This is a genomic window from Nocardioides rubriscoriae (assembly GCF_008087085.1).
Taxonomy (GTDB): domain Bacteria; phylum Actinomycetota; class Actinomycetes; order Propionibacteriales; family Nocardioidaceae; genus Nocardioides; species Nocardioides rubriscoriae.
This window is the reverse complement of sequence record NZ_VIYJ01000002.1, coordinates 434,756-459,451: the sequence shown is the minus strand read 5'-3', so window position 1 is coordinate 459,451 and position 24,696 is coordinate 434,756. Positions and strand designations below refer to the sequence as shown.

The window sequence follows — 24,696 nt, the reverse complement described above, 5'->3', positions numbered from 1 at the left end:
CATGATCGAGCTCACCGACACCACCTCGTCCGCGATCGCGGCCGAGTTCGTCCGCGCCCGGACCCGCGCCGGCTCCCCGGCCATGGGCATGGTCATGACGCTGATCGTCGTCGTCGACGAGGATTCGTCCGAGGAGGCCATGGCCAACGCCCGCAAGGCCACCCACGAGCACCCCGCCCGGGTGCTCGGGGTCGTGCTCGGCGACGCCCGCGGCCAGGGCGTGGTCAACGCGCAGGTCGGCACCGGCGCCGGCTGGGGCGGCGAGGCCGCGGTGATCCGCCTGTCCGGCGAGGTCGTCAAGCACGCCGACTCGGTCGTGCTCCCCCTGCTGCTGCCCGACTCCCCCGTCGCCATCTGGTGGCCGCACGACCCGCCGGCCGACCCGGCCGCCGACCCCCTCGGGGCGCTGGCCAAGCGCCGCATCACCGACGCGGTCGAGGTGCACCGCCACAAGACCAAGGCCCTCGAGACCCAGTGCGCGTCGTACGTCGCCGGCAACACCGACCTGGCCTGGACCCGGCTCACGCCGTGGCGGGCGCTGCTGGCTGCCAGCCTCGACCAGCACCCGCTCAAGGTCACCTCGGCGACCGTCACCTCCGAGCGCATCAGCCCGAGCGCCGACCTGCTGGCCGCCTGGCTGCGCCACCGGCTCCGGATCGAGGTCACCCGTCGGGTCTCGGCCGGGCCAGGCATCACCGAGGTCGTGATGGAGACCCGCGAGGGTCCGATCCGCATCTCCCGCACCGACGGCCGCCTGGCGACGTTCACCTCCCCCGACCGGCCCGACCGACCGATCGCGCTCAAGCGCCGCAAGCTCCCCGAGCTGCTCGCCGAGGAGCTGCGCCGCCTCGACGAGGACGACGTCTACGCCGCCACCATCACCTCCTTGTCGGGGCCCGCACCCAAGCGCGCCCGCGCTGCCAAGAAGTCGGCGACGAGATGAGCGCGCTGGTCGAGGTCCACGAGTCCGCCGCGGCGCTGGCGAGCGCGGCGGCCGGCGAGCTGCTGTCGCGCCTGGCCGACCTGCAGTCCGCCGGCCAGGAGCCCACCATCGGGCTGACCGGTGGCACGATCGCCGACGCGATCCACCACGAGGTCGCCCGACTGTCGGCCGGCTTCGAGGTCGACTGGACCAGGGTCAGCATCTGGTTCGGCGACGAGCGGTTCGTGCCCGCCGACTCCCCCGACCGCAACGCCGGCCAGGCCCGTGCCGCGTTCCTCGACGCCGTCGGCGCCACCCAGGTCCACGAGGCACCGTCGACCGACGACGTCGCCACCGTCGCCGACGCCGCCGAGCACTACGGCCGCAGCATCCGCGAGCACGGCGCGGGGGGCTTCGACATCCTGATGCTCGGCGTCGGACCCGACGGCCACGTCGCCTCGCTGTTCCCCGGCCACGCCGCCCTGCACGCCACCGACGCGATCGCGGTCGGCGTGCCCGACTCGCCCAAGCCGCCACCGCAACGGGTCAGCCTGACCTTCGAGGCGATGGAACGCGCCGACGCGGTCTGGTTCTTCGCCAGCGGCGAGGGCAAGTCCGAAGCCGTCGCTCGTGCGCTCGCGGACGAGGGCACCGTCGACGAGACCCCCGCCCGAGGCGTCGTCGGCACCACCGAGACCCTCTGGTGGCTCGACCGCGACTCCGCCTCCCGCCTCTGACCCGACCCCGGGCCAGGTCAGCGCTGGGTCGAGGTGACCGCCGAGTCGAGCACGGGGGCGGTCGGCTCGTCGTCCGGGAGGGCGACGACGACCGCGAGGGTGAAGAACAGGGCGGCGAGAGTGCCGCTGATGACACCGGTCGCGATGTCGACGGGCTGCAGACGCTGGCCGGCCACGGGGCACCTCTTCTCAATAAAATTAACTGACTCAGTCATGTTAACCGAGAAAAGACCGCGCCGACACCCCTGGGGCGCCGGCGCGGGCCGAGGGACCGATCAGGTCAGAAGATGACCTCGCCCGACTTGCGACGGGTGCGGAGCAGCTGGATCGCCTCGTCGAGGATCACCTCGGCCTCCTTGTCGGAGCGGCGCTCCTTCACGTAGGCCAGGTGCGTCTTGTAGGGCTCGATCTTGGGCGCCGGGGGCGGGTTGTCGGAGTCGAGCGACGCCGGAAGACCGCACTTGGGGCAGTCCCAGTGGTCGGGGACGGTCGCCTCGACCGAGAAGGTGATGACCGACCGGTGCTCGTGGGAGCAGAAGTAGGTGACGGCCTGCCGGGGCGCGGACTCCCCGCGCTCGGCCTCCCCCATCGGTCCGGCGCCGACGCGACTTCCGCGTATGGCGTTTCCTCCACCAGCCATGGGTGTGACTCCTCAGTGTTTTCTCGGGGGGTTGCGGGACGGTGGTGCGGCCTCAGTAGGCCTTGAGCAGTCCCAGGGCGATGACACAGGCGAACCAGATGACGCCCGTGCCGACCGTGAAGCGGTCCAGGTTGCGCTCAGCCACGGACGAGCCACCGAGAGAGCTCGACACGCCACCGCCGAACATGTCGGAGAGACCACCACCGCGACCCTTGTGGAGGAGCACCAGCAGGATCATCAGGATGCTGGCCATCAGGAGAAGGACAGTGAGGATCAGTTCCGCGTTCACAGGGGGAATCCTACGTCAAAGGGGTGAGAGCTCAGTGATCGGCGACCCGATCAGAGCGTGGGCATGTCGTAGAAGCGGCAGATGCCGCTGAACTCGTCGACCTGCAGGCTCGCGCCTCCGACCAGCGCACCGTCGACGTCGGGCTTGGCCATGATGCCAGCGACGTTGTTAGCCTTGACCGAGCCGCCGTAGAGCACGCGGACGGCGGCAGCCGCCGCCTCACCGTGGGCCTCCTCGATCTGGGAGCGGATGGCCTGGCAGACCTCCTGCGCGTCGTCGGGGGTCGCGACCTCACCGGTGCCGATCGCCCAGACCGGTTCGTAGGCCACCACGAGGCCCGCGACCTGCTCGGCGGTGAAGCCCGCCAGCGAGCCCTCGACCTGCGCCATCGTGTGGGGCACGTGCTCGCCGGCCTGACGGACCTCGAGGCCCTCGCCGACGCACACGATGGGGGTCATCCCGGCCTTCAGCGCGGCGTGCGCCTTGGCGTTGACGACCTGGTCGGTCTCGCCGTGGTGCTCGCGGCGCTCGGAGTGCCCGACGACGACGTAGGAGCACCCGAGCTTGGCGAGCATCGCCGCCGAGATCTCACCGGTGTAGGCGCCGGACTCGTGGACCGACACGTCCTGGGCGGCGTACTTGACCGACAGGCGGTCGCCGTCGACCAGGGTCTGCACCGAGCGCAGGTCGGTGAAGGGCGGGACGACGACGACCTCGACCTTGCCGTAGTCGTGGCGCTTGTCGCTGAGGGTCCAGGCGAGCTTCTGGACCAGCACCACGGCTTCCTGGTGGTTGAGGTTCATCTTCCAGTTGCCCGCCATGAGCGGGACGCGGCTGTGCTTGGCCATGCGTGGTTGCTTCCTAGCTCTCGAGGACGGTGATGCCGGGGAGCTCCTTGCCCTCGAGGTACTCGAGGCTGGCACCGCCCCCGGTGGAGATGTGGCCGAACGCCTCGTCGGCGAACCCGAGGGCCCGGACGGCGGACGCCGAGTCGCCGCCGCCGACGACGGTCAGGCCGCCGGCCGCGGTGACCTGGGTGAGTGCCTGGGCCACCGCACGGGTGCCGTCGGAGAACTGCGGCACCTCGAAGACCCCCATCGGCCCGTTCCAGAAGACCGTGCGGGCGTCGGCCAGGGCGGCCGCGAAGTCGGCGCCGGAGGCCGGCCCGATGTCGAGGCCGAGGGCGTCGGCCGGGATCTGGTCGGCGGGCACCACGCGTGGGTCGGGCGTGGTGTCGCCGGACGGGAAGGCCGTGTCGACGACGACGTCGCCCGGCAGCAGGATCTGCACGCCGGACTCCTCGGCGCGCTGCAGGTAGGCGCGGCACACGTCGAGCTGGTCGTCCTCGAGCAGGCTCTTGCCCACCTCGTGGCCCTGGGCCGCGAGGAAGGTGAAGACCATGCCGCCGCCGATCAGCAGCTTGTCGGCCTTGCCGAGCAGGTTGTCGATGACGCCGAGCTTGTCGGAGACCTTGGAGCCGCCGAGGACGACGACATAGGGCCGCTCAGGGTCGACCGTGAGCCGTCGCAGCACGTCGATCTCGGTCGAGACCAGCCCGCCCATGGCGTGCGGCAGGCGCTCGGCGACGTCGTAGACGCTGGCCTGCTTGCGGTGGACGACGCCGAAGCCGTCGGAGACGAAGGCGTCGGCGAGCGCGGCGAGCTGGTCGGCGAAGGCGCCGCGCTCGGCGGCGTCCTTGCTGGTCTCACCGACGTTGAAGCGGACGTTCTCGAGCAGCGCGACCTGGCCGTCGGCGAGGCCGTCGACCGTCGCCTTGGCCGACTCCCCCACCGTGTCGGTGGCGAACGCCACGTCGGCGCCGAGGAGCTCACCGAGGCGTGCGGCCACCGGGGCCAGGGAGTAACGGTCCTCGGGCGCGCCCTTGGGGCGGCCGAGGTGGGCGGTGACGACCACCCTGGCCCCCGCGTCCGCGAGGGCCTTGATGGTCGGCACGGACGCACGGATGCGGCCGTCGTCGGTGATGCGGGAGCCGTCGAGCGGCACGTTGAGGTCGCTGCGGACCAGGACGCGCTTGCCCCCGACCTCGCCGAGCCCGGCGTAGTCGCCCACGGTCAGAGGGTCTTGCCGATGTAGTCGATCAGGTCGGCGAGGCGGTTGGAGTAGCCCCACTCGTTGTCGTACCAGCCGACGACCTTGACCTGGTTGCCGATGACCTTGGTCAGCGGGGCGTCGAAGATGCACGACGCCGGGTCGGTGACGATGTCGGACGACACGATCGGGTCGGTGGAGTACTTCAGGAAGCGGCCGTCGGCGGCCTTCTCGATGATCGCGTTGACCTCCTCGACGGTGGTCTCGCGGCCGGCCTCGAAGGTGAGGTCGGTGGCCGAGCCGGTCGGGACAGGCACGCGCAGCGCATAGCCGTCGAGCTTGCCCTTGAGCTCGGGCAGCACCAGGCCGATGGCCTTGGCGGCACCGGTCGAGGTCGGGACGACGTTGAGCGCGGCGGCGCGGGCGCGGCGCAGGTCCTTGTGGATGTTGTCCTGGAGGTTCTGGTCGGCGGTGTAGGCGTGGATGGTCGTCATCAGGCCCTTGACGATGCCGAGGTCGTCGTTGAGCGCCTTGGCCATGGGGCCCAGGCAGTTGGTGGTGCACGAGGCGTTGGAGATGACGTGGTGCTGCGTGCCGTCGTAGTCGGTGTGGTTGACGCCCATCACGACGGTGATGTCCTCGTTGGAGGCGGGCGCGGAGATGATGACCTTCTTGGCACCGGCGTCGAGGTGGGCCTTGGCCTTGGTCGCGTCGGTGAAGAAGCCGGTGGACTCGACGACCACGTCGACGCCGAGGGCACCCCAGCCGAGGGCGGCGGGGTCACGCTCGGAGAACGCCTTGATCTCGGTGCCGCCGACGACGATCGCGTCGTCGGTCGACGACACGTCGGCGTCGAGGCGCCCCAGGATCGAGTCGTACTTGAGCAGGTGGGCGAGGACGGCGTTGTCGGTCAGGTCGTTGACGCCCACGATCTCGATGTCGAGACCGGACGCACGGACGGCCCGGAAGAAGTTGCGGCCGATGCGGCCGAAGCCGTTGATCCCTACGCGAACGGTCACTGCGATGCTCCTGAAAATCGTCGGTCTGAGGCCGTGGACGACCCTACCGTCACGCGACCCCGGGCACGGTCGCGCGTCCCGGGGTACGTGCCGGTAACCCCCGTGGCTGTCCGAGCGGGTGTCTCAGCCGACGCGGGTCGCGCGGTCCGGGTGGTCGGTGACCAGGCCGGCTGCGTCGAGGGTGAGGGTGCCGTCGACGCCGAGGTCGGGCGCCGCGCACGAGACGACGACCACGTCGTCGGTCTGCGTGACGAGCTCGTAGGTCCAGGTCACCCGCTGGACCCGCAGGTCGCGACGGACGTGTGCGACGTCGACCTGCATCCGAGCCCCGGGCGCCAGGTCGAGACGGCGCACCGGCAGCGTGTGGCTCACCGCGGACGCGTCGAGGTGGACGTCGAGCACGCCGTCGAGGTCGCCGCGGTGGACCCCGTCGAGCGACCACCGGTGGTCGGTGTCGCGCTCGAGCAGCAGCTCACCGGACCCGTCGCGCCCCGCGACCTGCACCTGCGCCACCCGCGTGCGCCAGTCGGGGCCGACCTCGACGTCGTACGAAATCGTCCACCCGTCGCCGTCCTGCACGCCCGTGGACGCACCGCGCAGGCGGTGGATGGCCCCGATCGACACGGGCCAGCACACCTCGAACCCGTCACGCGAGCCCTCGAGACGCCAGCAGGCCTGGGAGGGAAGAGCACCAAGACGCACGAGGAGATCCTCCCGCAGGGCAGCAGGGCGGCACCAGACCGCACCAGACCGCATCAGACCGCACCAGACCAGGGCAACCAGAGACCTGGATGGAAGGAAGGAAGCGGGCAAAGGCGCCCGGGCCCGGGACCGAGACGACCACACGGCGCACGTCGCGTGGTGGCGGCCGCCGAGCCGGCCCGGCTCGCGGTACCAAGCCGGCGGCAGCGCTACCAGGAAGCGCGGGACGGCGGCTCGAGCCGCCACCACAGCGACCAATGCATCAGTCGTCGTCGGCGAGCATCTCCGGCGTCAGCGACGCCTCGGTGTCGGGGACGCCGAGCTCCTCGGCCCGCTTGTCGGCCATGGCGAGCAGCCGGCGGATGCGTCCGGCGATGGCGTCCTTGGTGAGCTGGGGCTCGTGGAGCTGCCCGAGCTCCTCGAGGGACGCCTGCTTGTGCTCCAGGCGCAGGGTGCCGGCCAGGCGGAGGTGGTCGGGGACCTCCTCGCCGAGGATCTCCATGGCCCGCTCGACGCGGGCGCCGGCGGCGACGGCGGCGCGGGCGGAGCGTCGCAGGTTGGCGTCGTCGAAGTTGGCCAGCCGGTTGGCGGTGGCGCGGACCTCGCGGCGCATCCGGCGCTCCTCCCAGGCCATCAGGGTCTCGTGGGCCCCGAGCCGGGTGAGGAGCTGACCGATGGCGTCGCCGTCACGGATGACGACACGGTCGATGCCGCGCACCTCGCGGGCCTTGGCCTGGATGCCGAGACGGCGGGCGACCCCGACCAGGGCGAGCGCGGCCTCGGGGCCGGGGCAGGTGACCTCGAGGGAGGAGGAGCGGCCGGGCTCGGTGAGCGAGCCGTGGGCCAGGAAGGCGCCGCGCCAGGCCGCGACGGAGTCGCACCCACCGCCGGAGACCACGGCGGGCGGCAGACCTCGCACGGGGCGGCCGCGCTGGTCGAGAAGGCCGGTCTGGCGGGCCAGCGACTCGCCGTCCTTGACCACGCGCACGATGTAGCGGCTGCCCTTGCGCAGGCCGTTGCCCTGGACCATGACGACGTCGGACTTGTGCCCGTAGACCTCGTCGATGTCGCGGCGCAGCCGGCGGGCGGCCGCTCCGGTGTCGAGCTCGGCCTCGACGACGATCTTGCCGCTGACGATGTGAAGGCCACCGGCGAACCGGAGGGTGGTGGCGACCTCGGCCTTGCGGCAGCAGGTCTTGGTGGTCTGGGTGTTGGCGAGCTCCGCCTTCACCTGAGCCGTCATCGCCATGGTGGCGATCCTCCCACGGGCGTCAACAACCCTCGCAGGCGCCCGTGGGGTGCCGCAATGTCCTGCCCTGGTTGGGCAAACCGACCCTTAGGCGTCGTCGTCCATGATGCGGGCGTAGACGGCCGCGAGCTTGTCGGGGTCGTGGCGCGGGGTGCCGTCGTCGCGTGCGACGTCGTCGAGCACGAGACGTGCGCCGGTGGCGTTGACCACCTGACGCAGCTCGTGGGCCTGCTCGTCGGTGAGGTTGGAGGCGTCGGCCAGGACGGTGTGGACCTTGAGGTCGGGAGCGTGCTCGAACAGCACCGCGAGGTGGTCGGCCGGGGCGAACCCGCCGGTCTCGCCGGCCTGCTCCTCGAGGTTGAGCACGACGACCAGTCGCGCGTCGGTGGCGGCGATCGCCTTGCGCAGGGCGGGCACCCGGACGTGCGGGATGACCGAGGAGAACCACGAGCCGGGTCCGATGAACGCCCAGTCGGCCTCGGCGATCTTGGCCAGCGCGACCGGGCTGACCTCGGGGTCGGGCGGCTCGAGGTCGAGGGAGGCGATGACGCCCTCGGTGGTGGCGACCTCGACCTGCCCCCGCACGGTGGTCAGTGCGTCGGGGTCGCCGTCGACCAGCCCGCGCACCTCGGCACGGATGTCCATGGGGGTCAGCGCCATCGGCAGCACCCGCCCCTTGGCCCCCAGCAGGCGCCCGATCCAGTCGAGGGCGTCGACGTGGTCGCCGAGGAGCTCCCAGAGGCTCACGATGAGCAGGTTGCCGACGACGTGGCCCCGCATGTCGCCGTTGCCCTCGAACCGGTGCTGCAGGACGCGCGCCCAGGTGTCGCCCCAGGTGTCGGAGGCGCAGAGCGCGGCCAGGGCCATCCGCAGGTCACCGGGCGGGAGCACCCCGAACTCGCCGCGCAGGCGTCCGGAGCTGCCGCCGTTGTCGGCGACCGTGACGATCGCGGTGAGGTCGTCGACGGTGAGGTCGTCGACGAGCAGGCGCAGGGCCGACAGGGAGGCGTGCAGGCCGTGACCCCCGCCGAAGGCCACGACCGCCTGGGCACGCGTCACGGCCCGGTCACCCGGGGTGCTCACTCGCGTCCGAGGTCGCGGTGGACGGGCTTGGCGTCGAAGCCGGCGGCTCGCAGGCGGGCCGTGATCTCCTCGGTCATGGCGACGCTGCGGTGCTTGCCGCCGGTGCAGCCGATCGCGACCCGCATGAAGCGCTTGTTCTGGCTGAGGTAGCCGTCGCCGACGCCGGTCAGCACCGGCAGGTAGGCGTCGAGGAACTCCGCGGCGCCGGGTTGCGACATCACGTAGGCAGCCACGTCGGAGTCGCGTCCGGTGTGGTGGCGCAGCTCGGGGATCCAGTAGGGGTTGGGCAGGAACCGCATGTCGGCCACGAAGTCGGCGTCGACGGGGATGCCGTACTTGAAGCCGAAGCTGATGACGGTGACCTTCAGCGCCGTGGTCTCGGGGGTGCCGAACGCCTCGGCGACCCGCTCGGTGAGCTGGTGCACGTTGAGGCTGCTGGTGTCGATGGTGAGGTCGGCCTCGGCGCGCAGCTCCGCGAGGACGCGCCGCTCGCGGTGCAGGCCGTCGAGCAGCCGGCCCGAGGCCTGCAGCGGGTGGGGACGCCGGGCCGCCTCCTGGCGGCGCACGAGCACGTCGTCGGTGGCGTCGAGGAACAGCAGCGTCGTACGGCGGCCGCCCGCCTCGGCGACCTCGCGGCGGTGGGCGAGGTGGGTGCGCAGGCTGGCGAAGAACGAGCCCGAGCGCACGTCGACCACCACCGCCATCTTCTGGCGGGGCCCGTGGCCCTCGTCGACCAGCCGCACCACGTCGGGCAACAGGCTCGGGGGCAGGTTGTCGACGACGAAGTAGCCGAGGTCCTCGAGCTCCTTAGCGGCGGTGCTGCGGCCGGCGCCGGTCATCCCGGTGACCACGACGAGCTCGCCGCGCACGGGCGCGGCGTCGGGCTCGGGCACGCTCACGACTCCTCGATCTCGCCGGTGGCGGTGTTCACGGAGACAGTCTTGCGGCTCGCGGCCGCGGCCTCCACCGCAGCCTTGATCGACTCGGCGGTGCGGGGGCCGATGCCGGGGACCTGGGCGATCTCGGCGACGTCGGCCTCGCGCAGCTTCTTGAGGGAGCCGAAGTGCTTGAGCAGGGTCTTGCGGCGCACCTCGCCCAGCCCCGGGACGTCGTCGAGCGTGCTCTCGACCATCGTCTTGGACCGGCGTCCGCGGTGGTGGTTGATCGCGAAGCGGTGGGCCTCGTCGCGGATGCGCTGCAGGAGGTAGAGGCCCTCGGAGGAGCGGGCCAGGATCACCGGGTCGTCCTCCCCCGGCAGCCAGACCTCCTCGAGGCGCTTGGCCAGCCCGCAGACCGGGATGTCGGTGATGCCGAGCTCGACGAGGGCCTGCTGGGCGGCGGCGACCTGGGGGGGACCGCCGTCGACGACGACGAGGCCGGGCGCGTAGGCGAACTTGCGGGGGCGACCGGTCTCGGGGTCGACCAGCATCGGCCCCTGGTCGGTGTCGCGGGTCTCGGAGCGGGTCTGCTCGTCGAGCAGGCGCTTGAAGCGCCGGGTGATGACCTCGTGCATCGAGGCCACGTCGTTCTGGCCGTCGACGCCCTTGATCACGAAGCGGCGGTACTCGCTCTTGCGCGACAGGCCGTCCTCGAAGACGACCATCGACGCCACGACCTCGGTGCCCTGGAGGTTGGAGACGTCGTAGCACTCGATGCGCAGCGGGGCCTCCTCGAGGTCGAGGGCCTCACGGATCTCGTCGAGGGCGCGGTTGCGGGTGGTGAGGTCGCTGGCGCGCTTGGTCTTGTGCAGGGCCAGGGCCTGCTGCGCGTTCTGCGCGACGGTCTCCTGCAGGGTCTTCTTGTCGCCGCGCTGGGGCACCCGGATCTGCACCCGGCTGCCCTTGCGGTCGCTCAGCAGCGTCTCGAACGTCGCGACGTCGGGAGGCAGCGTCGGCACCAGGATCTCGCGCGGCACGGAGTCGCCGTCGGAGCCGTCGGGGCCGTCGGGGCCGTCGGAGCCGGCGTAGAGCTGGAGCAGGAAGTCCTCGACCAGCTCGGGGGTCTCGGCGTCGGTGACCCGGTCGGCCACCCAGCCGCGCTGGCCGCGGATGCGACCGCCCCGGACGTAGAAGATCTGGACGGCGACCTCGAGGGGGTCCTCGGCCACGGCGATCACGTCGGCGTCGGCGCCGTCACCGAGCACCACTGCCTGCTTCTCGAGGGCCCGCTGCAGGGCCCCGAGGTCGTCGCGCAGGCGTGCGGCCTTCTCGAACTCCATGGCGTCGGAGGCGGCGTACATCTCGCGCTCGATGCGCTTGACGAACGGCCGGGTCTGCCCGGCCATGAAGTCGCAGAAGTCCTCGACGATCGCGCGGTGCTCGTCCTCGCTGACCTGGCCGACGCACGGCGCCGAGCACTTGCCGATGTAGCCGAGCAGGCACGGGCGCCCGATCTGGGCCGAGCGCTTGAACACGCCGTTGCTGCACGAGCGCATCGGGAAGACGCGCAGCAGGATGTCGACGGTCTCGCGGATCGCCCAGGCGTGGCTGTAGGGACCGAAGTAGCGGGTGCCCTTGCGCTTGGCCCCGCGGCCGACCATCACCCGCGGGAAGTCGTCGCCGACGGTGACCGCGAGCCAGGGGTAGGACTTGTCGTCGCGGTACTTGACGTTGAAGCGGGGGTCGAACTCCTTGATCCAGGAGTACTCGAGCTGCAGCGCCTCGACCTCGGTGTTGACGACCGTCCACTCCACGCGGGTCGCCGTGGTCACCATGGTGGCGGTGCGCTGGTGGAGGTTGGCGATGTCCTGGAAGTAGGACGACAGGCGGGCGCGCAGGTTGTTGGCCTTGCCGACGTAGATCACCCGGTCGCGGGCGTCACGGAAGCGGTAGACGCCGGGCTGGGTCGGGATCGTCCCGGGCTCCGGCCGGTAGGACAACGGGCCCCGGGCGGGGCGGCTGGGACGGGTCGGAGGCACCCCTCCACCCTACGAGCGGGCACCGACAGGACCGGTCGGAGGTCACCCCCGCTCGACGCTCCCGCCGGCGCGGGAACGCACGCCCATCAAGTCGCGTGCCTTACTCTACTTTTATGCTCCCCCGCGACCGCTACGGACTCACCCTCACCACCGGACACGACGCCGCGGCCGCCTACGCTCGCGGCCTCGACGACCTGCTCGCCCTACGCTCCGGATCGGCGCACGGCTTCGCCACCGCGGTCGTCCTGGACCCCACGTTCGCCCTGGGCCACGCCGGGCTCGCCCTGGTGGGCCACGACCTGTGCGTCGAGGTCGACGTGGTCGGGCGGATGCGCGACGCCGAGCGGTGGGCGCACCGGGGCACCGAGCGCGAGCAGAGCCACGTCGCCGCCGTGCTGGCACACCTGCGCGGCGACCCGAGCCTCGTGATCGACCACCTGGCGCGCTACCCCGTCGACGCGCTGCTGCTCTCCGCGGCGGTCCCCACGATCGCGTTCGCGGGGGTGACCGAGGTCCCCGAGCAGGCCTGGTCGATCGTCGAGTCGGCCGGGCCGGCCTACGGCAACGACTGGTGGTACGCCGGGCTGCTCGCCTTCGTCCGTCAGGAGCAGGGGCGCTTCGACGAGGCCATGGACCTCGCGTGCACCTCGCTCGCCGAGCAGCCCGACGCGGGCCACGCCGCGCACGCACGCGCCCACGTCCACTACGAGACCGGCGACCACACGGGGGGCCTCGGCTGGATGGACGCCTGGGTCACCGGCGACGGCGCGGCGATCGAGAGCCTCAGCCACTTCTCGTGGCACGCCGCGCTTCACGAGCTCTCGCTCGGCGACCTCGACGCCGTACGCCGCCGCTACGACGCCCAGCTGTGTCCCGAGCGCGCTGCGGGGTGTCGGGCCCTGGTCGACTCCGGATCGCTGCTCGTGCGCTGGGCGCTGACCCCCGACGCCGCGGACGTCCCCGGCCTCGAGCGGGTGGCGAGGGCGGTCGGACGCGACGTGCTCGAGCGTCCCGCGACGCCGTTCCTCGGCATGCACTCCGCGGCAGCGCTGCTGGCGCTGGGCGACGGTCCCGGGCTGGTCTCGCTGGCCACCTGGGCCGGCGCCCACGGCCACGCCACGCACCGCGAGGTGGTCGCCCCGCTCGCCCGGGCGCTGCACCAGCTGCACACCGGCCGGGCCTCGGCGTCCGCCGACGCCCTGGCCGCGCTGACCGCCTCGGTACGCCGGGTGGGCGGCTCGGACGCCCAGCGCGAGCTGGTCGAGGAGATCCACGTCGCGACCCTGCTGCGCGCCGGGAGACTCGACGAGGCCCGCGACCTGCTCGACCGCCGGCTCGACCGGAGGCCGTCGCCGCGCGACGCCGCCTGGCGCCGGCGGTGCGGGAACCCGGGGCGGGCTCAGAGCGAGCCGAGCACCGCAGCCAGGCCGGCGCGGTCCCGGTAGCCCACGAACGCGGCGAGGTGCCCGCAGGCGGCGTCGATCATCCGCTGCGAGGCCATGGGCTGCGCGGGCGAGCGCTCGTCGCCGACCTCGAGCACCCGGGTGCCGGGTGCGGCGAAGGCCGACAGGTGCAGGGCCGAGCCCGAGGAGCCCGCGAGCACGGCGGCGCCGCGCACCAGCGCGACCTGCTCGGCGACGGGCAGCGTCTCCGGGTGCACGACCAGGAAGCCCGCGGCCTCGAAGGTCTGGTCGAGGTGGGCGTCCCAGGCGTCGTCGGAGCGGTCGCGGCGCGGGTTGTCGGTGGCGCGGTGGAAGGCGGCCCGGGAGAAGAAGACACGCTCGTGGCCACCGCGCTCGCCCACCGCCTCGCTCACCCGGCGCCACAGCGCCACCGCGGGCGCGGCGGCCCAGCTCTTGATCACCACGGGTCGCTCGGGGACGACCAGGTGCTCCACGCGGACCGCGCGGTGCCGGACGACCTGGACCTCGAGGCCGGCGTACCCGGCGAGGGCGACCAGGTCGGCCTGCCACGGGCGCAGGGTCATCGGCTGCGACCCCGGGCCGGCCGGCGGCGGCACGACCGGGCCGCGGAAGGAGCGGTGCGCCACGATCCCGACCGGGCCGGCGTGCTGCGGGTCGGGCCACAGGTTGGTGAGCACCTCCACGAGGAAGTGCCCGAAGTGCAGCGCCCAGTGGCCGGCGTAGAGCCAGGTGCCCTCGAGGCGCGGGGCGCGGTCGGGCACCCGCACCGCGTCGGGGTCACCGGCCGCCGGGGTCGACCGGTCGCCTTCCCACCAGCGCTGGGACGCCGGCACCAGCAGGCCCTGCACGTCGTGGACCGCCCCGGTCATCACCGTGGCCGGGCCCGACGACGAGCGCAGCCGGGCCCGCACGAACGGCGTCAGCACCGCGTCGTCGACGGTGACCAGGTCGCACTGCTGCGGCGCCTCGCGGGGAGAGGTCGCCGGCGCCCAGGTCATGCCCCGACCCTAGGGCGCGTCGCCCCGACCGGGGCGCAGCAGGTCCTCGACGCCGTTGGTCAACCGCACGGCGTAGAGCCCTGAGCTCGCGTCGGAGTAGTAGACGAGACGGCGGCGGACGTCCCAGGCGGGCTGGGAGAAGGCGGCGGCTCCGTCGGACGACGGCATGTTGAAGTAGGCCGCCTCGCGGGGACGGCGCAGGTCGGTGAGGTCGAAGATCCGCAGCCCCGAGCCGATCATCGAGCAGGCCGCGATGCGTGGACCCTCGCGGTAGGGCACCGAGCAGTAGTGGGCGGTGTAGCCGCCGAGCGGGGTGCCGGCACCGGGGTCGCCGATCGACGCCGCGCGGGCGGCCGGCTGCTGGACGCCGAGCCGCAGGTGGGACACGACGCTCGGACGGCGCGGGTCGGTCACGTCGATGATGCGGGCCGCCCCGACCGTGGCGTCCTGGGGCTTCACGCTGCCGTGGTTGAGGCCGGCGGTGGAGAACTCGTCGACCTCGAGGACGTAGTCGCGCCCGTCGCGGGTGAAGGGCTGGGCGACCTGCGGGATCGAGCCCTCGCGCCAGGTCAGGTCGGCCAGGACCTCGACCTGCGGGTCGGGGCGGCGGTCCTGGATGTCGCCGACGTCGAGGATGCGCAGGCCCTCACCGGGCAGCGTCGCTCCCGACAGGTCGTTGCCGATGTGGGCGGCGTACAGCGTGCGACCGTCGTCGCTGAGCCGCAGCCCGTGGTAGTTGACGCCCCGCTGGCTGAACAGGATGCTCGGGCGGGCCGGGTCGCTGACGTCGAGCGCCACGAACGTCTGGCCACCCGAGCTCGCGACGTAGAACGTGCGTCCGTCGGGCGACCACCCGCTCTCGTGGCCCAGCACCGCCTCGGTCGTGCGCGACACCAGCCTCGGACGGCGGCAGTCGGTGCGGACGTCGTAGAGCTCGAGGACGCCCGGTCCGGCGTAGGCGTTGCCCAGGACGGCGGCGAGCAGGCCCCGACGGTGGTGGAGCAGCAGCGACTCGTGGGGGCTGAGCATCGTCGGCGTGGTCAGGGTGGTGGTCACCCGGGGGCGGTCGGCGCGGGTCACGTCGACGACCACGACGCCGAACCCGCTCTGGGCCTGCTCGAAGACGTCGGTCGGGAAGGTGCGGGTGGAGTCGTAGTAGACGCAGCGGTGCCCGGCCCGGTCGGTGTAGCGCAGCACCTTGTAGCCCCCGGTGCCCGGGCGGTGTGCGACCTGGCGGGCGTTGCACCGGTAGCCGCGGGCCGCCCGTCCGGAGTCGTAGTCGGCCGCCGGCACGCGCCCCTGCACCTTGCCCTCGGGCAGCGACCCCGGACCGCACTGCGCTCGCGGCGTCGCCGACGGGAAGCTCGCGCCCTCGGCGAAGCCGAGGTCGGTGGCCACCGTGAGCAACGTTGCGATCGTGGCGACCAGGGCTACGACCAGCTGACGGACGGCGGGGGCGCGCGACTCGGAGACCGACATGCCCGGGACAACGACGCGGCGTGACCGACGTCACGTCACGTCGTCGGCCCGACGCCGCCGGTCTGGCAGGCCCTAGGCCGTGAGGATGTTGTCGCCGTCGACCTTGATCGCGATGGGCTCGAGCGGCGAGCTCGCCGGCGGGTTGGTCACCGAGCCGTCGGTGATCGAGAACCGGCTGCCGTGGTTGGGGCAGACGATGTCGGTGCCGTCGATGGCGTTGACCTGGGTGCCGGTGTGGGTGCAGGTCGCCGAGAAGGCCTTGAAGTCGCCCGCGGTCGGCTGCGTGAGCACGAGGTTGGCGTCGGGCAGGACGATGCCGCCGCCGACGGGCACCTCGGACGTGGTGGCCAGCACGGAGCCGGCCTCGGGGACCGCTCCCCCGCCGCCGCCGTCGCCGCCGGTCGCGGCGCCACTGCAGCCGGCGAGCGCCGCGGCCACGCCGAGGGCGCCGAGGCCCTGGAAGACGATGCGCCGGGTCGGCCGGAAGTCGGCGGCGCTCACGACACCACGACCCGGTCGCCCTGGACGGTGAAGTCGACCGGGGCCAGCGGCGCGGGCGCCGGCCCGCCCAGCACGGCGCCGGTCGCGGCGTCGAAGGTGCTGCCGTGGCAGCGGCAGGTGATCACGCTGCCCTCGATGTCGGAGACGGGGCACCCGGAGTGGGTGCAGATCGAGCTGAACACCTTGATCTCGCCTTCTGTCGGTTGGGTGACGACGACCTGGGGGTCGAGCACGACCACGCCGCTGCCGACCGGGACGTCGGCGACCGGGATCGACCCGTCTGCGCCGGGCGGCTCGGTCGTGGGCTGGCTGGTCGGCTGGGTCGTGGACGCAGTGGTGGAAGTCGGGGAGGCGCCACCCGTCGCCACGCCCTCACCGCCGCACGCGGCCAGGACCGGCAGCGCCAGACCCGCGCCGGTGACCCCGGCGAGCGCGCTGCGACGGGTGAGGGCGGAACGGGGGACGGTCACGACGGACTCCTCGAGCAACCGGGGACGGGACGGTCGTTGAATCCGACACTAGTCCGCGGTGATGAGACGAGCATGAGAGAGATCGCTCAGGCCCCGCGGCCAGGACGCGTGCTGGTGCGGGCGGTGGTCGAGGCCGCCGACGTGCGCGCCGCCGAGGTCTTGGTGGCCGCCTTCTTGGTCGCTGCCTTCTTGGTCGCTGCCTTCTTGCTCGTCGACTTCTTGGCGGCCGCCTTCTTCGACGTCGTGGCCGGCGTCTTGGCGACGGCTCCCCGACCCGCCGGGGCCGTGGACGCGGCCTTCTTGCGGGCCGGCTGCTGGGCCTCGCGACCCGCGAGCAGCGGAGCGAGGTAGTGGCCGGTGTAGCTCTCGGGCACGGCGGCGACCTCCTCGGGCGTGCCCTCGGCCAGGACCGTGCCACCGCGAGAGCCGCCCTCGGGACCCATGTCGACCAGCCAGTCGGCGGTCTTGATCACGTCGAGGTTGTGCTCGATGACCAGCACGCTGTTGCCGGCGTCGACGAGCTTGCCGAGCACCAGCAGCAGCTTGCGGATGTCCTCGAAGTGCAGGCCGGTGGTCGGCTCGTCGAGCACGTAGACGGTGCGTCCGGTGGAGCGCTTCTGCAGCTCGGCCGACAGCTTGACGCGCTGGGCCTCACCGCCGGAGAGGGTGGTCGCCGGCTGACCGAGTCGGACGTAGCCGAGGCCGACCTCGACCAGGGTCTTCATGTGGCGCGCGATCGGCGGGACCGCCGCGAAGAACTCGACGGCCTCCTCGATCGGCATGTCGAGGACCTCGGCGATCGTCTTGCCCTTGTAGTGGACCTCGAGGGTCTCGCGGTTGTAGCGGGCGCCGTGGCAGACCTCGCACGGCACGTAGACGTCGGGCAGGAAGTTCATCTCGATCTTGAGGGTGCCGTCGCCGGCGCACGCCTCGCAGCGACCGCCCTTGACGTTGAAGGAGAACCGGCCCTGCAGGTAGCCGCGCATCTTGGCCTCGGGGGTCGAGGCGAAGAGCTTGCGGACGTGGTCGAAGACGCCGGTGTAGGTGGCCGGGTTGGACCGTGGGGTGCGGCCGATCGGCGACTGGTCGACGTGGATCACCTTGTCGACGTGCTCGAGGCCGGTGATCTTCTGGTGGCGACCGGGGACCGCACGCGCGTGGTAGATCTGCTTGGCCAGCGAGGTGTAGAGGATGTCGTTGACCAGCGTGGACTTGCCCGAGCCCGAAACGCCGGTGACCGCGACGAACAGGCCGAGCGGGAACGAGACGTCGACGTTCTTGAGGTTGTTCTCGTAGGCGCCGTGGACCCGCAGCTCGCGGCCCACGGTGCGCGGGCGGCGTACGGCGGGCACGGGGATCTCGCGGCGACCGGAGAGGTACTGGCCGGTCAGCGAGTCGCGGTGGGTCAGCAGGTCGGCCACCGAGCCGGAGTGGACGACCTGGCCACCGTGCTCGCCGGCACCGGGGCCGATGTCGACGACCCAGTCGGCCACCTTGATCGTGTCCTCGTCGTGCTCGACGACGATGAGGGTGTTGCCGAGGTCCTTGAGCCGGACCAGGGTCTCGATCAGACGCTGGTTGTCGCGCTGGTGCAGGCCGATCGACGGCTCGTCGAGCACGTAGAGGACGCCCACGAGGCCGGCCCCGATCTGGGTCGCGAGCCGGATGCGCTGGGCCTCGCCGCCCGACAGCGAGCCCGACGGCCGGTCGAGCGAGAGGTAGTCGAGGCCGACGTCGAGCAGGAAGCGCAGGCGCTCCTGGATCTCCTTGAGCACCCGCTCACCGATCTGGCGCTCGCGGGCGGTGAGGTCGAGGGTCTCGAGGAACTCGGCGGCCTCGTTGATGGGCAGGGCGCAGATCTCAGCGATGTTCTTGCCACCCAGGGTGACCGACATCGAGACCGGCTTGAGCCGGCTGCCGCGGCACGTGGGGCAGGGCACCTCGCGCATGTAGCCCTCGAACCGCTCGCGGCTGGTGTCGGACTCGGCCTCGCGGTGCCGGCGCTCGATGTAGGGGCGCACGCCCTCGAAGCGGGCGTCGTAGGACCGCTCGCGGCCGTAGCGGTTGCGGGTGACGACGTGGACCTTGGCCGCGTGGCCGTCGAGGATCGCGCTGCGGGCACTCGCGGGCAGGTCGTCCCACGGGGTGTCGAGGTCGAAGCCGAGCTTGTCGCCGAGGGCACCGAGGAGCTTGCGGAAGTATTCGCCGACGCTGACGTTGTTCCACGGCTGGATGGCGCCCTCGGCCAGGGTCGCGCGGCTGTCGGGCACGACCAGCTCGGGGTCGACCTCCATGCGGGTGCCGAGGCCGCTGCAGGCCGGGCAGGCGCCGAAGGGCGAGTTGAACGAGAACGACCGGGGCTCGAGGTCGTCGGTGTCGATCGGGTGGTCGTTGGGGCACGACATCTTCTCGCTGAACTTCAGCTCGCGCTCGGGGTCCTTCGCGTCGCGGTCGACGAAGTCGAAGACCACCAGGCCCGAGGCGAGGTTGAGCGCGGTCTCGACCGAGTCGGTGAGCCGTCTCTTGGACGACTCCTTGACTGCGAGGCGGTCGACCACGACCTCGATGGAGTGCTTCTTCTGCTTGTCGAGCTTGGGCGGGTCGTCGAGCGTGTGGGTCTCCCCGTTGACGCGCACGCGACCGAAGCCCTGGGTCTGCAGCTGCTTGAAGAGCTCGACGTACTCGCCCTTGCGGCCGCGGATCACCGGCGCCAGCACCTGGAAGCGGGCGCCGTCCTCGAGCCCGAGCACCCGGTCGACGATCTGCTGGGGGGTCTGGCGCTCGATCGGCGCCCCGCAGGTCGGGCAGTGCGGGCGGCCGGCGCGGGCGAACAGCAGCCGGAGGTAGTCGTAGACCTCGGTGATGGTGCCGACGGTGGAGCGGGGGTTCTTCGACGTCGACTTCTGGTCGATCGAGACCGCGGGCGACAGGCCCTCGATGAAGTCGACGTCGGGCTTGTCCATCTGGCCCAGGAACTGACGGGCGTAGGCCGACAGCGACTCGACGTAGCGGCGCTGGCCCTCGGCGAAGATCGTGTCGAACGCCAGGGACGACTTGCCCGACCCGGAGAGCCCCGTGAAGACGATGAGGGAGTCGCGCGGCAGGTCGAGCGACACGTCCTTGAGGTTGTGCTCGCGCGCTCCGCGGATGATGAGCTGGTCAGTCACTGAGTCCCCTGGATCGACCGGTGGGTGTTCGAACAAGTGTTCGTCATGGGCGCCGGCACGGCAACCTGCCGCGCCGACCGGGCCAGCCTAGGCGCCGCCGCCGACAGTTCTGTTTCCGGCGGCTACCCAGAAGGGTTGCGCCACCCCTGAGGATGGGACCCATGGCACCGCCCGACGCCCAGACCGACGCCCAGCCCGGCACCCGGCCCGACCCGCTGCAAGTCGCCACCGACCGCCTGCTGCGCGCGGTCGACGCGCTCGACGACGCGGCGTACGCCGGCCCCTCGCTGCTGCCCGGGTGGTCGCGCGCCCACGTCGTGGCCCACCTCGCGCTCAACGCCGAGGCCCTCGCAGGCGTGCTGCACGGCGTGATCGAGGGTCGGCCTGTTGCGATGTACCCCGGGGCCGAGGCCCGCGACCACGACATCGACGTGCTCGCGGCGGCGACCCCCGGTGCGCTGCGCTTCCGCCTGCACGCCGCCACCGCCGCGTTCGCCGACGCGGTCACCACGGTGCCCGAGGACCGGCTCGGGACCGTGGTCGAGCGCACGCCCGGCAGCGACCGGACCTTCCCCGCCGGGGCGGTCGGGTCGATGCGCCTGCACGAGGTCGAGATCCACCACGCCGACCTCGCGATCGGCTACACCGCGGCTGACTGGTCCCCGGACTTCGCGGTCCGCGTGGTCGACCGGTTCGCCCCCCAGGTCCGTGCCACCCTCGTCGCGACCGACGCCGGGCGCACGTGGGAGGGTGGCACCGCAGCGCCCACCGTCTCCGGGACCGCCGCAGCCCTCGGCTGGTGGCTCACCGGACGTGGCGAGGGCGACGGACTGACGAGCGACGGCGAGCTGCCGGGGATCGAGGCATGGTGAGCGGGAACGACGGTTACACGGGGAAGGTCACCGTCGGCGGTGGCGCCGCGACGCGCGAGCTGACCCACCTGAGCATCACGAAGGTCGCGGTCGACCCGAAGATGAGCAACAACTGCTACCTGCTCACCTGCCGCGACACCGGCGACCGGGTCCTCATCGACGCGGCGGCCGAGCCCGACACGCTGCTCCCCCTGGTCGCCGACGGGTTGTCGACGGTCATCACCACCCACCAGCACTGGGACCACCACCGGGCGCTCGCCGACGTCATCGGCGCGACGGGGGCCGAGGTCGCGGCCGGCGCGCCCGACGCCGACGCGATCACCGAGCAGACCGGCGTACCGGTCGCGCGTCGCCTCACCCACGACGACACGGTCTCGGTCGGGTCGTGCACGCTGCAGGTGATCGCCCTGGCCGGGCACACGCCGGGCTCGGTCGCGCTGCTGTACGACGACCCCGACGGCCACGCTCACCTCTTCACCGGCGACTCGCTGTTCCCCGGCGGGGTCGGAGCGACCTTCGGCGACGCCGCGGCGTTCGCCCAGCTCATCGACGAGGTCGAGACCAAGGTCTTCGGCCGGCTGCCCGACGACACCTGGTTCTACCCCGGCCACGGCGACGACTCGACGATCGGCGCCGAGCGGCCGCACCTCGGCGAGTGGCGCGAGCGCGGCTTCTGACACGGACGGCGGCTCAGGCCGCGACGCCACCCTGACCGAGGCGGGTGCGCGGCGGCGTCGGCGGCTCGCCCGGCCAGCTGCCGGGCTCGTGGATCGCGGGCAGCGGGACGCGTCGCGGCGCGGTGAGCCCCGAGTCGACCAGGACCCGGCGACGCGGGGTCCGCACCGGCGGTCCGGCGATGTGGAGGCCGTTGGCCGCCGCGAAGACCTTGAGCTCCTCGAGGTCGGGCACGGTGCCGTTGCTGATGTGGGTGAGCAGGTCGCGGTGGGACAGGTCGGCGGCCACGACGATGCCGAGGGCCTCGGCGTCGAACTGCTGGACCCAGAGCCACATCGTGAAGGGCTTGATGCCGTGCTCGGCGGCCTTCTCGGTGATGAAGCGGGCCTGCGACAGTGCGACCCCGTCGCGCACCAGCTGGGTGCGGATGTCGTGGGAGTTGACGTGCGTGGGGTTCTGCTCGACGAAGCGTCGGCGACGCGCTGCACCGCGCTGGAGCCCGCGGTCGCCGGCCGGCTGCGCGGCCGCGCAGGCCACCAGGACGACCGCGCCGACCAGTCCGATCACGAGGAACGTGGTGATCATGGGCGTTCCTTTCCGGTGGGTGGGCCGCGCAGCTGCCCGGGCGTGAGGGAGACGGGGGGCGGACGGCGTCGGCCCCGGCGAGGGGCCGTCCGACCGGCCGGTGGGCAAAGTCAAACCCACCGCGCGGAGGTTGACCTAGCGTTACCCGAATTTGGATCTTTCGGTCTAGACCGGCGTCTGGATGTTACTGAATTGTTGATCTAGTCCGTTCGTCGAGCGTCGTTGAACCGCTCGGTCTAGTCCTCGGTGACCGAAAGGTCTGACTTGAGGACTTCGCCGGACTTTGTCGCCGATCAGGAGTAGGTCGCGCGCACCACGGGGGTGGTCGGCGTGGCCTGGCAGGCCAGCCGGATGCCCTCGGCGAGGTCCTCGTCGTCGAGCACGTCGTTGTGCGCCATGGTCACGTCGCCCTCGAGCAGCCGCACAGCGCACGCCGAGCATTCCCCCTCGCGACACGAGGAGGGCGCCTTGATGCCGCGGGCCTCGAGGTGGTCGAGCATCCGGGTGGCGGGGTCCCAGTCGTCGAGGACGTGGGTCTCCCCGTCGAGCTCGACCTCGAGCCGCACCGGGCCCACGAGGCCGGCAGCGTCAGGGCGGCCGTCGGGCTCGGGAGCCTCGCCCTCGGCGGCCGCGATCTCCTCGGCCGCCTGCTCGGCCTGCGGCAGGTCGCCGAAGGGGTTGCCCCCCAGGGAGACGAACTTCTCCTGGTGGCGGCGCTCGCGGGGGAACCCGAGCTCCTTGAGCACCGCGACGGTCATCTTCATGAACGGGCCCGGCCCGCACACGAAGGCGTCGTACGACGTCCGGTCGGCCGCGAAGGCCCGCACCTGCTCCGGGGTCGGCAGGCCCTGCACCGACTCGAGCCAGTGCACGACCTGCAGCCGGTCGGGGTGCGCGGCGGCCAGGGCGGTGAGCTCGCGGGCGAAGATCACCGAGCGCTCGTCGCGGTTGGCGTAGAAGACCACGATGCGACCGGTCCCCCGGGCCAGCGCGGTGCGGGCGATCGACATGATCGGGGTGACGCCGCTGCCGCCGGCGAACAGCAGCAGGTCGGCGTCGAGGGAGGCCGGGGTGAAGATGCCCGACGGGGGCAGCACCCGCAGGGTGTCGCCCTCGCGCAGGTGGTCGCACAGCCAGTTGGACGCGTAGCCGTCGGCGGTGCGCTTGACCGCGATCGTCAGCGTGCCGCTCTCGTCGGCGGGGCTGCTGCACAGCGAGTAGCAGCGCGCGGCGAGCCCGGTGACGTCGCTGGGCACGGCCACGGTGAGGAACTGGCCGGGCCGGAAGGCGAAGTCGGCCTCGGCGCCCGCGGGCACCCGGAAGGTGATCGAGTGGGCGTCGGCCGTCTCCTCGACGACGTCGACGACCTCGAGCTCGAAGGACTGCGTCGTCACGGTTCTCTCTCAGGGTGGGGAACGGGGCGGGGTGGGCGCACCCGGCTCAGTAGCCGTCCTCGGCGCCGATCGGGATCCTGCCGTCCCGCACGGCCGCCTCGATGCTGGCGACGAGGCGTGGACAGGCCGGGTGGGCGCTGCGGCCGTCGGCCCGGCTGCGTCGGGCGAGGTCAGGGCAGTGCGCGGCGGCCTCGGCCGTCCACTGCACGGAGGTGTGGTGCTCGCTGTTCTTCTTCACGCCCACGCGGGCCAGGCAGTCCAGGCAGGAGACCTCGGTCTGCCGGGCCTGGGTGTAGAGCTGCTGGTCGACGAGGGTGTCGGGGCGGGTCGGGACGAAGGAGGCCACGCTCAGTGCCCCGCCGTGACCCCGGCGGCCTCGTCGGCCTCGGCCTTGAGCCGGAGGTTCTCGGCGACCTCGTCCTGCCAGAACTCGTTGGCCTTGGTCGTGTCGACCTCGAACTCGAACCGGTCGACCATCTCGGGGGTGACGTCGGCGCGGTCGACGTAGAACTGCTCGTACCAGCGGCGCAGCTGGTAGACGGGGCCGTCCTCCTCGCAGAGCAGGGGGTTCTGGACGGGGACCTTGTTCTTCCAGATGTGCACGTCCTGCAGGAACCCGCCGCCGAACATCTCGGCGTACTTGTCGGCGATGAACTGCGCGGTGGCGTCGTCGAGGCCCTCGGGCTTCTTGACCGTCAGACCGTACTGGAGCGTGAAGGAGTCGGGGCCGGTCGGGATGTGGCAGTTGATGAGGATGACCTCGGTCTGGAATCCCTTGTAGTCGACGTCGAGCCAGTTGATCATGTACGACGGCCCGTAGTAGGTCGCCTCGGACTTCAGGAACAGGTCAGAGTCGCCGTAGCCGCCCGACATGTCGGGGCGGCCCTTGGACTCCATGAACTGGGTCGCGACGTGACCCTCGAAGACGTTGCGGAAGCTCGTGGGGAACGAGAAGTGCACGTAGTAGAAGTGCGCCATGTCGACCACGTTGTCGATCAGCTCGCGGCAGTGCGAGCCCTCGATCGGGACGACGTTCCAGTCCCAGGCGGTGTAGGCGTCGGTCATCACGCCGGGCAGCTCGGGGGGCAGCAGGTCGTGGTCGGCCGGCGAGCCCTCGACGTCGTGCCAGATCAGCAGCTGGCCGTTGCGGATGGCGGTGGGGTACTTCTGCGTGCGCGCGCGCAGCGGGACGCGGCGCGCGTAGGGGATCGCCTTGCAGCGGCCGTCGCCGCCCCAGCGCCAGTCGTGGAAGGGGCAGGCGACCTCGTCACCCTTGACCGAGCCCTGGGTGAGGTCGCCGCCCATGTGGCGGCAGTAGCCGTCGAGGACCTGCAGCTCGCCCTGGGAATCGGCCCACACCACGAGCTTGGTGCCGAAGGCCTCGATGCCGTGCGGCTTGCCGTCGTCGAACGCGGTGGCCAGCCCGAGGCAGTGCCACCCCCGGGCGAAGCGCTCCGGGGCGGTGCCCTGGTCGAGAGTGCGGACGTCGCTCATGGGGAGAGGCTAGCCGAAAACGAGAACACG

25 protein-coding genes are annotated in these 24,696 nt (G+C 72.1%); 5 read left to right on the top strand and 20 right to left on the bottom strand.

Annotation, left to right across the window (positions count from 1 at the left end):
• Window position 1: 1 nt before the first annotated feature.
• Window positions 2-943, top strand: a complete 942-nt coding sequence (locus tag FZC61_RS05535; protein ID WP_148613122.1) for a glucose-6-phosphate dehydrogenase assembly protein OpcA — start codon at window positions 2-4, stop codon at window positions 941-943.
• Entirely contained in the window at window positions 940-1,659 is a 720-nt protein-coding gene (gene pgl, locus FZC61_RS05530; protein WP_148613121.1) for a 6-phosphogluconolactonase, read from the top strand. The genes FZC61_RS05535 and pgl overlap by 4 nt, the downstream gene beginning before the upstream one ends.
• 17 nt (window positions 1,660-1,676) lie before the next feature.
• Here pgl and FZC61_RS22950 read toward each other — a convergent pair whose 3' ends face one another.
• The 11 genes from FZC61_RS22950 to uvrC form a co-directional block, all read right to left on the bottom strand.
• Window positions 1,677-1,835: a hypothetical protein gene (locus FZC61_RS22950; protein WP_170285990.1), complete on the bottom strand. Its 159-nt coding sequence runs from the start codon at window positions 1,833-1,835 to the stop codon at window positions 1,677-1,679.
• 104 nt (window positions 1,836-1,939) lie between these two features.
• The gene (locus FZC61_RS05525; RefSeq protein ID WP_148613120.1) at window positions 1,940-2,299 is read right to left on the bottom strand and encodes an RNA polymerase-binding protein RbpA; all 360 of its coding nucleotides are present in this window, start codon (window positions 2,297-2,299) and stop codon (window positions 1,940-1,942) included.
• A gap of 52 nt (window positions 2,300-2,351) precedes the next feature.
• Window positions 2,352-2,588, bottom strand: a complete 237-nt coding sequence (gene secG / locus FZC61_RS05520) for a preprotein translocase subunit SecG (protein WP_281289796.1) — start codon at window positions 2,586-2,588, stop codon at window positions 2,352-2,354.
• A gap of 50 nt (window positions 2,589-2,638) precedes the next feature.
• Window positions 2,639-3,436: a triose-phosphate isomerase gene (tpiA, locus tag FZC61_RS05515; RefSeq protein WP_148613119.1), complete on the bottom strand. Its 798-nt coding sequence runs from the start codon at window positions 3,434-3,436 to the stop codon at window positions 2,639-2,641.
• A 13-nt stretch (window positions 3,437-3,449) separates the two neighbouring features.
• On the bottom strand, window positions 3,450-4,658 hold the full coding sequence (locus FZC61_RS05510) for a phosphoglycerate kinase (protein WP_148613118.1): 1,209 nt from the start codon (window positions 4,656-4,658) through the stop codon (window positions 3,450-3,452).
• A 2-nt stretch (window positions 4,659-4,660) separates the two neighbouring features.
• Window positions 4,661-5,656, bottom strand: a complete 996-nt coding sequence (gene gap, locus FZC61_RS05505; RefSeq protein ID WP_148613117.1) for a type I glyceraldehyde-3-phosphate dehydrogenase — start codon at window positions 5,654-5,656, stop codon at window positions 4,661-4,663.
• Window positions 5,657-5,779: 123 nt separating this feature from the next.
• Window positions 5,780-6,358: a putative glycolipid-binding domain-containing protein gene (locus FZC61_RS05500; RefSeq protein WP_170285989.1), complete on the bottom strand. Its 579-nt coding sequence runs from the start codon at window positions 6,356-6,358 to the stop codon at window positions 5,780-5,782.
• A gap of 262 nt (window positions 6,359-6,620) precedes the next feature.
• Complete coding sequence (whiA, locus tag FZC61_RS05495) at window positions 6,621-7,607, bottom strand: DNA-binding protein WhiA (protein WP_148613115.1); 987 nt, start codon at window positions 7,605-7,607, stop codon at window positions 6,621-6,623.
• Window positions 7,608-7,694: 87 nt separating this feature from the next.
• Window positions 7,695-8,666 carry a gluconeogenesis factor YvcK family protein gene (locus tag FZC61_RS05490; RefSeq protein ID WP_211357107.1) on the bottom strand — a complete coding sequence of 324 codons (972 nt, stop codon included), beginning with the start codon at window positions 8,664-8,666 and terminating at the stop codon, window positions 7,695-7,697.
• Window positions 8,667-8,686: 20 nt separating this feature from the next.
• Complete coding sequence (gene rapZ / locus FZC61_RS05485) at window positions 8,687-9,583, bottom strand: RNase adapter RapZ (RefSeq protein WP_281289795.1); 897 nt, start codon at window positions 9,581-9,583, stop codon at window positions 8,687-8,689.
• A gap of 2 nt (window positions 9,584-9,585) precedes the next feature.
• Window positions 9,586-11,607, bottom strand: coding sequence for an excinuclease ABC subunit UvrC (gene uvrC / locus FZC61_RS05480; RefSeq protein WP_148613114.1), 2,022 nt, complete (start codon window positions 11,605-11,607; stop codon window positions 9,586-9,588).
• Between the two features lie 113 nt (window positions 11,608-11,720).
• Between uvrC and FZC61_RS05475 the strand changes: the two genes are divergently transcribed.
• Entirely contained in the window at window positions 11,721-13,052 is a 1,332-nt protein-coding gene (locus FZC61_RS05475) for a tetratricopeptide repeat protein (RefSeq protein WP_211357106.1), read from the top strand.
• Here the strand turns inward: FZC61_RS05475 and FZC61_RS05470 are convergent.
• From FZC61_RS05470 to uvrA, 5 genes are all read right to left on the bottom strand, one after another.
• Window positions 13,007-14,029, bottom strand: a complete 1,023-nt coding sequence (locus tag FZC61_RS05470; protein WP_148613113.1) for a glycosyltransferase family 61 protein — start codon at window positions 14,027-14,029, stop codon at window positions 13,007-13,009. The two genes, FZC61_RS05475 and FZC61_RS05470, sit on opposite strands and share 46 nt — an antisense overlap.
• Before the next feature lie 9 nt (window positions 14,030-14,038).
• Window positions 14,039-15,508 carry an LVIVD repeat-containing protein gene (locus tag FZC61_RS05465; protein WP_148613112.1) on the bottom strand — a complete coding sequence of 490 codons (1,470 nt, stop codon included), beginning with the start codon at window positions 15,506-15,508 and terminating at the stop codon, window positions 14,039-14,041.
• Between the two features lie 72 nt (window positions 15,509-15,580).
• On the bottom strand, window positions 15,581-16,009 hold the full coding sequence (locus tag FZC61_RS05460) for a Rieske (2Fe-2S) protein (RefSeq protein WP_148613111.1): 429 nt from the start codon (window positions 16,007-16,009) through the stop codon (window positions 15,581-15,583).
• On the bottom strand, window positions 16,006-16,479 hold the full coding sequence (locus FZC61_RS05455; protein WP_246142542.1) for a Rieske (2Fe-2S) protein: 474 nt from the start codon (window positions 16,477-16,479) through the stop codon (window positions 16,006-16,008). Before FZC61_RS05455 ends, FZC61_RS05460 begins: the two co-directional genes overlap by 4 nt.
• Before the next feature lie 86 nt (window positions 16,480-16,565).
• The gene (gene uvrA / locus FZC61_RS05450; protein WP_148613109.1) at window positions 16,566-19,646 is read right to left on the bottom strand and encodes an excinuclease ABC subunit UvrA; all 3,081 of its coding nucleotides are present in this window, start codon (window positions 19,644-19,646) and stop codon (window positions 16,566-16,568) included.
• 161 nt (window positions 19,647-19,807) lie between these two features.
• Here uvrA and FZC61_RS05445 point away from each other — a divergent pair, with 161 nt between their 5' ends.
• Entirely contained in the window at window positions 19,808-20,518 is a 711-nt protein-coding gene (locus FZC61_RS05445; protein ID WP_170285988.1) for a maleylpyruvate isomerase family mycothiol-dependent enzyme, read from the top strand.
• Window positions 20,512-21,195: an MBL fold metallo-hydrolase gene (locus tag FZC61_RS05440; protein WP_148613107.1), complete on the top strand. Its 684-nt coding sequence runs from the start codon at window positions 20,512-20,514 to the stop codon at window positions 21,193-21,195. The genes FZC61_RS05445 and FZC61_RS05440 overlap by 7 nt, the downstream gene beginning before the upstream one ends.
• 13 nt (window positions 21,196-21,208) lie before the next feature.
• Here FZC61_RS05440 and FZC61_RS05435 read toward each other — a convergent pair whose 3' ends face one another.
• The 4 genes from FZC61_RS05435 to FZC61_RS05420 form a co-directional block, all read right to left on the bottom strand.
• Complete coding sequence (locus FZC61_RS05435; RefSeq protein ID WP_148613106.1) at window positions 21,209-21,778, bottom strand: hypothetical protein; 570 nt, start codon at window positions 21,776-21,778, stop codon at window positions 21,209-21,211.
• A gap of 293 nt (window positions 21,779-22,071) precedes the next feature.
• Window positions 22,072-23,172: a ferredoxin--NADP reductase gene (locus tag FZC61_RS05430; protein WP_148613105.1), complete on the bottom strand. Its 1,101-nt coding sequence runs from the start codon at window positions 23,170-23,172 to the stop codon at window positions 22,072-22,074.
• Window positions 23,173-23,218: 46 nt separating this feature from the next.
• On the bottom strand, window positions 23,219-23,518 hold the full coding sequence (locus tag FZC61_RS05425; protein WP_148613104.1) for a hypothetical protein: 300 nt from the start codon (window positions 23,516-23,518) through the stop codon (window positions 23,219-23,221).
• A gap of 2 nt (window positions 23,519-23,520) precedes the next feature.
• The gene (locus tag FZC61_RS05420) at window positions 23,521-24,666 is read right to left on the bottom strand and encodes a 3-ketosteroid-9-alpha-monooxygenase, oxygenase component (protein WP_148613103.1); all 1,146 of its coding nucleotides are present in this window, start codon (window positions 24,664-24,666) and stop codon (window positions 23,521-23,523) included.
• Window positions 24,667-24,696 lie beyond the last annotated feature (30 nt).

What these genes read in the sequence shown, in the direction of transcription:
- FZC61_RS05535 (WP_148613122.1), top strand. Translation starts at nt 2, where the DNA reads ATGATCGAGCTCACCGACACCACCTCGTCCGCGATCGCGGCCGAGTTC.
- pgl (WP_148613121.1), top strand. Translation starts at nt 940, where the DNA reads ATGAGCGCGCTGGTCGAGGTCCACGAGTCCGCCGCGGCGCTGGCGAGC.
- FZC61_RS05525 (WP_148613120.1), bottom strand. Translation starts at nt 2,299, where the DNA reads ATGGCTGGTGGAGGAAACGCCATACGCGGAAGTCGCGTCGGCGCCGGA.
- tpiA (WP_148613119.1), bottom strand. Translation starts at nt 3,436, where the DNA reads ATGGCCAAGCACAGCCGCGTCCCGCTCATGGCGGGCAACTGGAAGATG.
- whiA (WP_148613115.1), bottom strand. Translation starts at nt 7,607, where the DNA reads ATGGCGATGACGGCTCAGGTGAAGGCGGAGCTCGCCAACACCCAGACC.
- FZC61_RS05475 (WP_211357106.1), top strand. Translation starts at nt 11,721, where the DNA reads ATGCTCCCCCGCGACCGCTACGGACTCACCCTCACCACCGGACACGAC.
- FZC61_RS05470 (WP_148613113.1), bottom strand. Translation starts at nt 14,029, where the DNA reads ATGACCTGGGCGCCGGCGACCTCTCCCCGCGAGGCGCCGCAGCAGTGC.
- FZC61_RS05465 (WP_148613112.1), bottom strand. Translation starts at nt 15,508, where the DNA reads ATGTCGGTCTCCGAGTCGCGCGCCCCCGCCGTCCGTCAGCTGGTCGTA.
- FZC61_RS05445 (WP_170285988.1), top strand. Translation starts at nt 19,808, where the DNA reads ATGGCACCGCCCGACGCCCAGACCGACGCCCAGCCCGGCACCCGGCCC.
- FZC61_RS05440 (WP_148613107.1), top strand. Translation starts at nt 20,512, where the DNA reads ATGGTGAGCGGGAACGACGGTTACACGGGGAAGGTCACCGTCGGCGGT.
- FZC61_RS05435 (WP_148613106.1), bottom strand. Translation starts at nt 21,778, where the DNA reads ATGATCACCACGTTCCTCGTGATCGGACTGGTCGGCGCGGTCGTCCTG.
- FZC61_RS05420 (WP_148613103.1), bottom strand. Translation starts at nt 24,666, where the DNA reads ATGAGCGACGTCCGCACTCTCGACCAGGGCACCGCCCCGGAGCGCTTC.